Consider the following 3237-nt stretch of genomic DNA (forward strand, 5'->3'; position numbering starts at 1 on the left):
GTCATGAAGTTTATCAATCGTAAAGAAGAGCTCCGTAATTTACAAAAGGATTACACTAATAATTTGAATCGTGGATTGAATCAAGTTTATATCATTAAAGCTGATTCAGGCGTAGGGAAATCCGAATTTATTAAAGAAATATCTAAGAAACTAAACTTATCTTTTATAGAAGTTCTTCCATTAGATGATAGCAATGATTTTTCAACATTTAAAAGATTTGTTATAGAATTGGATAAAATCAGTAACGAATATGGTTATGATGATTTTAAAGAATTTTACACCAAAAAAATGACTAGTGATAAAGCTATTAAAATATTGCTGAAAATTTCAGCAATATTTGGTAAAGCATTTATTGGAACATTTTTTAAAGATAATAATATTGGACTAGAAGCGTCAGAGATTGACTTACCTTCATTGATAGAAGAACCTACTCAATATGAGACATTTGTGCTAAAAGCTCAAGTGGAAAATCTCTTTGAATATGCTAATTATGTTCTAAAACAGAGAAAATTGTCTATTTTGTATCCACAAGCATCTCAGATTGATCGTTCTTCTTTGGATTTATTTAATAAATTAATAGTTACTTCTCAACAATGCCTGTTTATTTTTGAGTGTGATGATAACAGAGTGGAGCAGTATTTGAAAAATAGTAGTAAATTTTTTCTTAAAACCTATCACTTAAATCGACTTTCTAATGAACATATTCTTCATTACATCCAACAATTAACTGAAGAGTTAGAATTGAATTATGAGCAAATTGATTTTACAATTTTACATGATAGTGTTGAAAAAGGAGATTTAGCAGAAATCTCCACAATTTTAAAGGATTTTGATGATAGAGTACAGTTGGATCGGACAGTAAAATTACAGACGATTAAACAAATTGTTGAAGAATTATCAGACAAACAAATAGCCCTTTTAATCTTACTTTCCTTAACAAAGAATAGGTTAGCTCAAGTTGATTTGATGGAAATTTTATCCCAACTATACGGGGAGTTTGATTCGGAAAATATTGATTTTCTAGTAAACAAAGATTTACTAGAACGAAATCACTCTTCCTTATCAATCCCTAATTTTATAGATATAGTTGTTAGCCCTACAACATTTTTCCCTAAGTTAAGACTAGCTCTAAGCTCTCTTTTAGTTAAGTATATTAGCCGAAAGTTATATAAAACTAATAGTGCTGAATATCTTGATATTTTAGTTGACCATTATTTACTTCACCGCCAATTTTTACAACTCAAATCTATTTTCCCTAAAATTCGAGAGAGATTGATAAGAATTGATTCACAAGAAGGGCGTGTAGCCTATTTTGAGAAATTCAATCTGATACAGCATGATGTAAAAACAATTGATGAAGATTTTATACTGACACTTGTAAAAATTGCCTATGATGCTAATTTGTATCAACAATCCCTATCTTTCATTAATTTTATCTCTCACAATATTGATAAGGTTGTTTTTGGCAAAGCATTATTACTAAATCGATGTGAAAAATTTGATGCTTCTATTAACTATATTGAAAAAAATATAGTTAAGCTAGATAAAAACTCATCACAATACTTCCAGCTTTCTTTAGTTTTAATAATGAACTTAGTACAACTTGAAAAACGAGAAGAAGCAAAACGTATTTTCGAGGAATTAAGTACGCAACACACTCATCCACTATATCCCTACTTAATCAGATTATCTAATGTTTTTTATAGCCAATTTTCTGACCGTATAAAAATTGTTCAGTCAATTACGGAGAGAATTTTTAAGGAACAAGATTCTGAATTTTCAGGACTTCATGCTATCTATCTAGCTTACTTATATGCTGTAGAAAGAGATGTTTCTCGTGCCGAACAATTTTTAATAACCGCTCGAAACTATTTCGGTGAATCACTTGTATATAATCATATGATTCTTCATAACGAGGCTACAATAAAATTTTATAGTGGAGATATTGATGAAGCAATACCGGAGTTACTTAATAGCGCAAAAATCACCGCATATGATGAATATGACCGATTTGCCATTTACAATAATTTAGTTGTTTATTATCTCTTAAAGGATAGAGTAGGTAGTCTTGAATGTCAGTCAATTGTTGTTGAATTGGAGGAACTCATCTCAAAGACATCTTTTAAGCGTTTTTTGGATAAGATTTACTACAATCTCTATCATTATTATCAAAAAATGTATAACCTCGAAAAAATGGAAGAATACAAAAATAAAATAGAGGAAGATATTATTAAGAATGATTACGAAATGAAGTTAATGTATGAAACTTCGTGGAAACTACCCCTTAATTTAAATGATGAGTAAAGAGTGTTTGTATCATTTCATCGTACGTATAGCCATTTATGTTGAATGTTTTAGGTACAACAGATTTTGGATACAACCCAGGATTAGCATTGATCTCTATTAGATAAAATTCTGCATTTTTTATTCGACCATCTACTCGTATCAATTTATTTGGAGACAAGTTCTTATAAAGTTGCTTTAAGTTGATAATATCTTTATCGCTTAAATAGCAACTTTTTTCGATTTCTATACCGATTTTTTGTTTAATTTCTGAAGTATAAGCCTGATACTTGAATTCATTAGATTCTGGAAAAATAAGTTCAACTTCTTCAAAGAATAACTCTCCTTCATTTTCCAAAATAGTAATAGCTACTTCTCTCCCTTCAATGTATTCCTCTACTAGAATACCATCAAAGTCCTTCATTAATTGCTTGAGTGCCATATCTGCCTGTTCCATATTTTCAACAATAGAGTTTTGTGTAATTCCTATTGATTCTGATTCATAGTTCGGTTTAATAATAATTGGATATTCAAAGTTCGATAGAATTTCTTTAGTGTATGAATGATCAAATACTAACAAGCTTTTTGGGACTTTTATACCAAAATTTTCTGCAAATCTCTCTGTCATAAATTTATCTTGACATAAAACTTGTACATATGGGTCTGGGTTGAAATATTTAATTTTATAATTTTCACAAAATGCTGGGACACTCATGTTTCTAATTCGGCTGTTATATCCAAAATCAAAATTTAACACAAAGTCGTCTAGGTGATTAAAAACACTTTTTTTGAATCTCTCAAAATTATCGTAAAATATGATTTCATCGATAAATTTAGAAAAACTTTTATGGAGAATATCTCTCAATTCATTGCGAGTGTATTCTCTATTTTCGATAATTTTTGTTTGAATGGATGAATCTGGGTTGACATTTAAAATTACTATTAATCTCATAA

General features: G+C 29.1%; 2 protein-coding genes. One reads left to right on the forward strand and one right to left on the reverse strand.

Annotated features, from left to right (window positions below; genetic code table 11):
• On the forward strand, positions 1-2304 hold a 2304-nt coding region (locus O3633_RS10275; protein ID WP_371621209.1), incomplete at its 5' end, for a hypothetical protein.
• On the opposite strand, the gene O3633_RS10280 is transcribed toward O3633_RS10275, so the two are convergent.
• Positions 2285-3237, reverse strand: a 953-nt coding sequence (locus O3633_RS10280; RefSeq protein ID WP_049530595.1) for an ATP-grasp domain-containing protein, incomplete at its 5' end; no start/stop codon positions are given. The two genes, O3633_RS10275 and O3633_RS10280, sit on opposite strands and share 20 nt — an antisense overlap.

Origin of the sequence: Streptococcus sp. 27098_8_22 (assembly GCF_041432415.1) — a bacterium.
GTDB lineage: Bacteria > Bacillota > Bacilli > Lactobacillales > Streptococcaceae > Streptococcus > Streptococcus pseudopneumoniae_M.